Origin of the sequence: Rathayibacter sp. AY1D5 (assembly GCF_002932515.1) — a bacterium.
In the GTDB taxonomy this organism is placed as follows: Bacteria; Actinomycetota; Actinomycetes; order Actinomycetales; family Microbacteriaceae; genus Rathayibacter.
Map to the genome: position 1 here is coordinate 1 of NZ_PSVU01000087.1, position 5,297 is coordinate 5,297.

The following is a 5,297-nucleotide window of genomic DNA, read 5'->3' on the forward strand; positions in this document are numbered from 1 at the left end:
CCTCCTGATCCGACCCCGGGCCGGGCGGAGGGGGGCCGCCCGGCCCGGGGTCGGATCAGGAGGCGAGCAGCGCCTCGGTCTCGCGGCGCAGCTCGAGCGCCTCGGCGAGGGACTCGTCGATGATGACGTCGTCCCAGCCGACCGTCGCGCCCTGCGCGATGTCGTTGCGCAGCTCGACGTGGTGGGCGAGCGCGACGGGGAGGGCGCCGGTGGCGACCGAGTGCTTCGCGGAGACGAGCTTGCCGTAGACGGTGAAGCCGCCCTCGCCGTCGAGGAACTCGCCGGCCTTGAGGTCCTTCTTGGCCGTCGCGACCACGTCGCCGTAGAAGCCCTCGGGGTGGCCGGTCGAGATGCCGCGCAGGGCGGCGTTGGCGATCGACATGTTCAGCTCGAGGCCGACGTAGTGGTACGGGCGGTAGAGCGCCGCGTACTGCTTGGTCGGGTCCGGGTGCCACGGGTACTCGTCGAAACAGGTCGACACGTAGGGGTTGGTCGCCTTGACGACGACGTAGACGCCCTCCTGGGTGTTGTGCGGGATGAGGGCGCCGTCGCGGGTGACGCTCGACATCACGTCGACGGTGCCCTCGTGGTCGAGCGCTCCGCCGATCGAGCGGGGGCGGCTGATCGTGGCGATCTCCTCGACGTCGCCCGGGGTGAAGGTGAGGCCGGCGTCGGAGGGGACGAGCCCGGCCGCGTTGGCGACGGCGGCCATCTCGATGGCGGCCTTGGTGCCGTCGCGGAACGAGGTGTGCATGTAGGGGTTGAGCTGGCCGGAGTCGGTGAGCTCCTTGCTGAACTCCCAGTTCTCCCAGACGTTGTCGGGATTCATCTGGTGGTAGTGCTCGAGGTACTTGGCGCCCTTGCCGGCGCAGACGACGTCGAAGCCGCTGGTGCGGGCCCAGTCGACGAGCTCCATGATGAGGGCTGGCTGGTCGCCGTAGGCCATCGAATAGACGATGCCCGCCTTCTCCGCCCGCTTGGCGAGCGCCGGTCCGGCGAGGGCGTCGGCCTCGACGGTGACCATGATGATGTGCTTGCCGGTCTCGATCGCGCGGAGGGCGTGGTGCACGCCGACGATGGGGTTGCCGGTCGCCTCGACGATGACGTCGATGTCGTGCTCGAAGAGGACGGCCGCGTTGTCGACGATGGTGGTGGTGCGGTTGGCGAGCGCCTCGGGGATGTCGGCGGCCATCGCCTCGGCGGGCCAGTCGACCAGCTCGAAGGCGCCGCGGGCCCGGGCCACGTTCACGTCGGCGATGGCGACCACGTGGACGCCGGGGATGTTGCGCGCCTGTGAGAGGTACATGGTGCCGTAGCGGCCGGCGCCGATCAGCCCGACGCGGATGGGGCGGCCCTCGCGTTCGCGATCGCCGAGGAGTTTGTACAGGTTCACGTTGACCTCTCTGGTCCGGTGGCGCACGGACGCGGAGAGCCGCCGGTGAGGGCGGTGGACGTCGTCGTCGTGCGCAGTCTTCTTCGGAGGAATTCTGCTGACCGGTCGGGGTGGAACCGGTACCAGTTTTGTACCAGCGCCCGTTAGGCTGTGTCAACAGCAGTTCGCATCGCGGCGTTCGACGAGGACCCCGCCGGCCCCCGGGAGGACCCGTGCAGAAAGCTCCGACGATCCGCGACGTCGCCCGCACCGCGGGCGTCTCGGTCTCGGTCGTCTCCCGTGTGCTCAACGACGGCACCGGCCCGGTTGCGGTCGACACGCGGCGCCGCGTGGTCGAGGCGATCGACGAGCTCGGCTTCCGCCCCCGCGCCGCCGCCCGCGAGCTCAGCCAGGGGCAGGCCCTCGCGATCGGCCTGGTCCTGCCCGACCTCACCAACCCGTTCTTCGCCCGCCTCGCCGACAAGGTGGTCTGGGAGGCGCGCGCCCGCGGGGCCCAGGTGCTCCTGGTCACCACGCAGGAGGACTCCCACGTCGAGGGCGAGTCGCTCACGAGCCTGCTCGACCGCTCCGTCGGGGGCGTGATCGCCACCCCCTCCGGCGACAACCTCGAGAAGTGGTCGCGCCTGCGCCGCGCCGGGGTCGACGTGGTCTTCGTCGACCGCACCACGCCCGGGCTCGACGACGTCGACGTCGTCAGCATCGGCAACTCCGCCTCCGCCGCCCGGGCCACCGACCACCTGATCGCGCTCGGCCACACCCGGATCGCGATCCTCTCCGGACCCGCGCACACCTCCACCGGCCAGGCCCGCGTCGCCGGGTACCGCGCCTCCCTCACCGCGGCCGGCGTGCCGCTGGACTCCACGCTGGTGCGCGACGTGCCCTTCCGCGGCGACGTCGGCGGCGAGGCGGTCGCCGCCCTCCTCGCGCTGCCGGAGCCGCCGACCGCGCTCGTCGTCGCCAACACCGCGCAGGTGCGCAGCGCCGTGCACCGGCTCTTCCAGCTCGGGATCCGGATCCCGGAGGCCCTCTCGGTCGTCGTGTTCGACGACAACCCGTGGAGCGAGCTGGTCACCCCGCCGCTCAGCGTCGTCCGTCAGCCGATCGACATGCTCGCCCGTCACAGCGTCGAGCTCGTCCTCGCCCGCATGCAGGGCCGCCTCCCCGAGGCGCCGCAGCACATCGAGGTGCAGGCCGACCTCGTCATCCGCTCCAGCTGCGCCGCACCCCCGCAGCGCTGATCCCCCTCCCCCCTCCGAAAGGCACGCCATGTCCGATCCCGTCGTCGTCACCGCGATCTTCACTCCCGCCGAGGGGCAGCGCGACGCGCTCGTCGCCGCCCTCTCCACCGCCATCGCGGAGGTGCACGAGGAGGAGGGCTGCGAGCTCTACGCGATCCACGACTCGCCCGACGGCACCATCGTCATGCTGGAGAAGTGGACGAGCGGCGACCTGCTCGACGCGCACGGCGCCGGCGAGCCGGTCGTCCGCCTCAACGCGGCGATCCGCGGACTCGTCGCCCACCCGCCCGTCGTGACGCGGCTCGTCCCGATCCCGGCCGGCACCTCGCAGCAGGGCGAGCTCTAGCACCCGGGGGCGGGGCCGCTCCGGATCCGGATCGCGCCTCCCGCCGGAAACGCGCGCGAAACAGCGGAGGCCTACGGTCGGGAGCGACCCCGCCGCCCCGGCCGCTCCCTGGAGGATCCGCATGCCCCGCCCCGCCTTCCCCGCCCCGCCCAGCGCCGAGCTGCACATCCACCTCGAGGGCACGATCGAGCCCGAGCACATCGTCGAGATGGCGCGCCGCAACGGGGTCGCCCTGCCGACCGAGGATCTCGACGCCCTCCGCGCGCGGTACTCCTTCACCGACCTCGCGTCGTTCCTGGAGCTGCACTACTCGAACCTCACCGTGCTGAAGACGGAGCGGGACTTCTTCGAGCTCGCGACCGGCTACCTCGACCGGGCGCAGAAGGCGAACGTCCGCCGCGCCGAGATCTTCTTCGACCCGCAGACGCACCTCGGCAACGGCGTCGCGCTCGACACCGTGATGAGCGGGATCACCCGTGCGCTCGGTCGGAGCGAGGAGACCCACGGGATCTCGACGGACCTGATCATGTGCTTCCTCCGCGACCTGGGCGCCGACGCGGCCGACGAGATGCTGACGGCGATCCTCCCCTGGCGCGAGCACATCATCGGCGTCGGGCTCGACTCGAACGAGGTGGGCTTCGGCCCGGAGCTGTTCGTCGACGTCTACGCGCGCGCCGCGGCGGAGGGACTGCGCCTGGTCGCGCACGCCGGCGAGGAGGGCGGGCCCGAGACGGTCGCGGCCACCGTCGAGCTGCTGAAGGTCGAGCGGATCGACCACGGGATCCGCGCGATGGAGGACCCGGAGGTCGTCGCGATGCTCCGCGAGCGCCGCATCCCGGTGACGGTGTGCCCGCTGTCGAACGTGGCCCTGCGCGCTGTGGACACGATGGCCGACCACCCGCTGCCCGCGATGCTCCGCGAGGGACTCGTCGTGACGGTCTCGAGCGACGACCCGCCCTACTTCGGCGGCTACGTGGATGAGAACTACCGCGCCCTGGTCGAGGAGCTGCGGATGGACGACGCGCAGCTCGAGCAGCTGGCGCTCAACTCCTTCGACGCGGCGTTCATCACGGAGGAGGACCGCGAGCGCTGGCAGGCGGAGGTGCGCGAGCACTTCGCGCGGTGAGCGCATCACTGCCCGGAGAACGATCGTTCCCACCCCTCCCCGCGCGCTGAGCCCTCGTTCCGCGGCCCCCGCCTCCGCGCCCGCCCTACGCTGGCCGGATGACCCGATCCGACGGCACGCGATGAGCTGGGTGCTCCTCACCGGCGCGATCCTCACCGAGGTGACGGCGTCGCTCGCCCTCCAGGCCGCGATCGAGTCGCCGGGCTGGTACGCGCTCGTCGTGGCGGGCTACCTGGCGGCGTTCGTCCTCCTCAGCCGGGTGCTCAAGGCGGGCATGCCGATCGGAGTCGCGTACGGCGTGTGGGGCGCGTGCGGCGTCGCGCTGACGGCGGTCCTCGCGGCCGTGCTCTTCGGGCAGCCGCTGACGGGCGTGATGACGATCGGGCTGGTGCTGATCATCGCGGGCGTGCTGATGGTCGAGATCGGGTCGCAGCGAGCGCAGGCCGCGCGCCGGGCGGTGCGCTGATGGCCTGGCTGCTGCTCTCGGGCGCGATCCTCACCGAGGTCGCCGCGACGATGAGCCTCAAGCCCGCGACGGACGGCCGGAAGCGCTGGTACGTCGTGGTCGGAGTCGGCTACGTCGTCGCGTTCACGCTGCTGGCCGGAGCGCTCGCGCAGGGCATGCCGATCGGGGTGGCCTACGGGATCTGGGCGGCGGTCGGAGTCGCGCTGACCGCGGTGCTCGGCCGCTGGCTGTTCCAGGACCCGCTGACCTGGACGATGCTCGGCGGGATCGGCCTGATCATCGCCGGCGTGCTGCTGGTGGAGCTCGGGCGCTGACCGGCCGAGTGTCGCCGCGGCGGGAGCGCACCTCCTCAGCGGTCGTCGCGGCGGAAGCGCTTCGGAGTCACCGGTTGTCGCGGCGGTATCGCGCCTCGCGGCCGGCGATGTGGAGGCCGAGCCCGGTGACCGCGACCGCGAAGGCGACCAGCACGCCGATGAACGCGATCTCGTCGCCCGCTCCGACCGCCACGGCCGCGACGGCGAGCCCGATCAGCGCGAGGGCGATCACCACGGCGCCGACGATCTCGAGAGGGCTCCAGGCGGTCATGACTCCAGCGTGCGCGCGGAGCGGCGCGCGGGCAAGGGGCGGCAGGCGAACAGGACACGACGTCCCTCCGACCGCGGAGGTCCGCGCGGGTCCCAGCGCACGACCCGTCCGCCCGGACATCGGCCGACCGGGTGCTGCGGATC

The 5,297-nt window shown here is 72.3% G+C and carries 7 protein-coding genes; 5 read left to right on the forward strand and 2 right to left on the reverse strand.

The genetic code is table 11. The features are described 5' to 3' along the window. Positions 1-55 precede the first annotated feature (55 nt). Entirely contained in the window at positions 56-1,393 is a 1,338-nt protein-coding gene (locus tag C5C82_RS16610) for an NAD(P)H-dependent oxidoreductase (RefSeq protein WP_104251308.1), read from the reverse strand. Positions 1,394-1,605: 212 nt separating this feature from the next. On the opposite strand from C5C82_RS16610, the gene C5C82_RS16615 reads away from it, so the two are divergent. The 5 genes from C5C82_RS16615 (at position 1,606) to C5C82_RS16635 (ending at position 4,883) form a co-directional block, all read left to right on the forward strand. Further along, a complete protein-coding gene (locus C5C82_RS16615) occupies positions 1,606-2,631 on the forward strand; it encodes a LacI family DNA-binding transcriptional regulator (protein ID WP_104355407.1) in 1,026 nt (341 codons plus the stop codon). A gap of 28 nt (positions 2,632-2,659) precedes the next feature. Next, positions 2,660-2,977 carry a putative quinol monooxygenase gene (locus C5C82_RS16620; RefSeq protein ID WP_104224889.1) on the forward strand — a complete coding sequence of 106 codons (318 nt, stop codon included), beginning with the start codon at positions 2,660-2,662 and terminating at the stop codon, positions 2,975-2,977. A gap of 121 nt (positions 2,978-3,098) precedes the next feature. Then, positions 3,099-4,103, forward strand: a complete 1,005-nt coding sequence (locus C5C82_RS16625) for an adenosine deaminase (RefSeq protein WP_104347816.1) — start codon at positions 3,099-3,101, stop codon at positions 4,101-4,103. Positions 4,104-4,224: 121 nt separating this feature from the next. Beyond that, positions 4,225-4,569, forward strand: a complete 345-nt coding sequence (locus C5C82_RS16630) for a multidrug efflux SMR transporter (RefSeq protein WP_104269826.1) — start codon at positions 4,225-4,227, stop codon at positions 4,567-4,569. Further along, entirely contained in the window at positions 4,569-4,883 is a 315-nt protein-coding gene (locus tag C5C82_RS16635; RefSeq protein WP_104227487.1) for a multidrug efflux SMR transporter, read from the forward strand. Before C5C82_RS16630 ends, C5C82_RS16635 begins: the two co-directional genes overlap by 1 nt. Before the next feature lie 67 nt (positions 4,884-4,950). On the opposite strand, the gene C5C82_RS16640 is transcribed toward C5C82_RS16635, so the two are convergent. Continuing rightward, on the reverse strand, positions 4,951-5,154 hold the full coding sequence (locus C5C82_RS16640; RefSeq protein ID WP_104256386.1) for a hypothetical protein: 204 nt from the start codon (positions 5,152-5,154) through the stop codon (positions 4,951-4,953). Positions 5,155-5,297 lie beyond the last annotated feature (143 nt).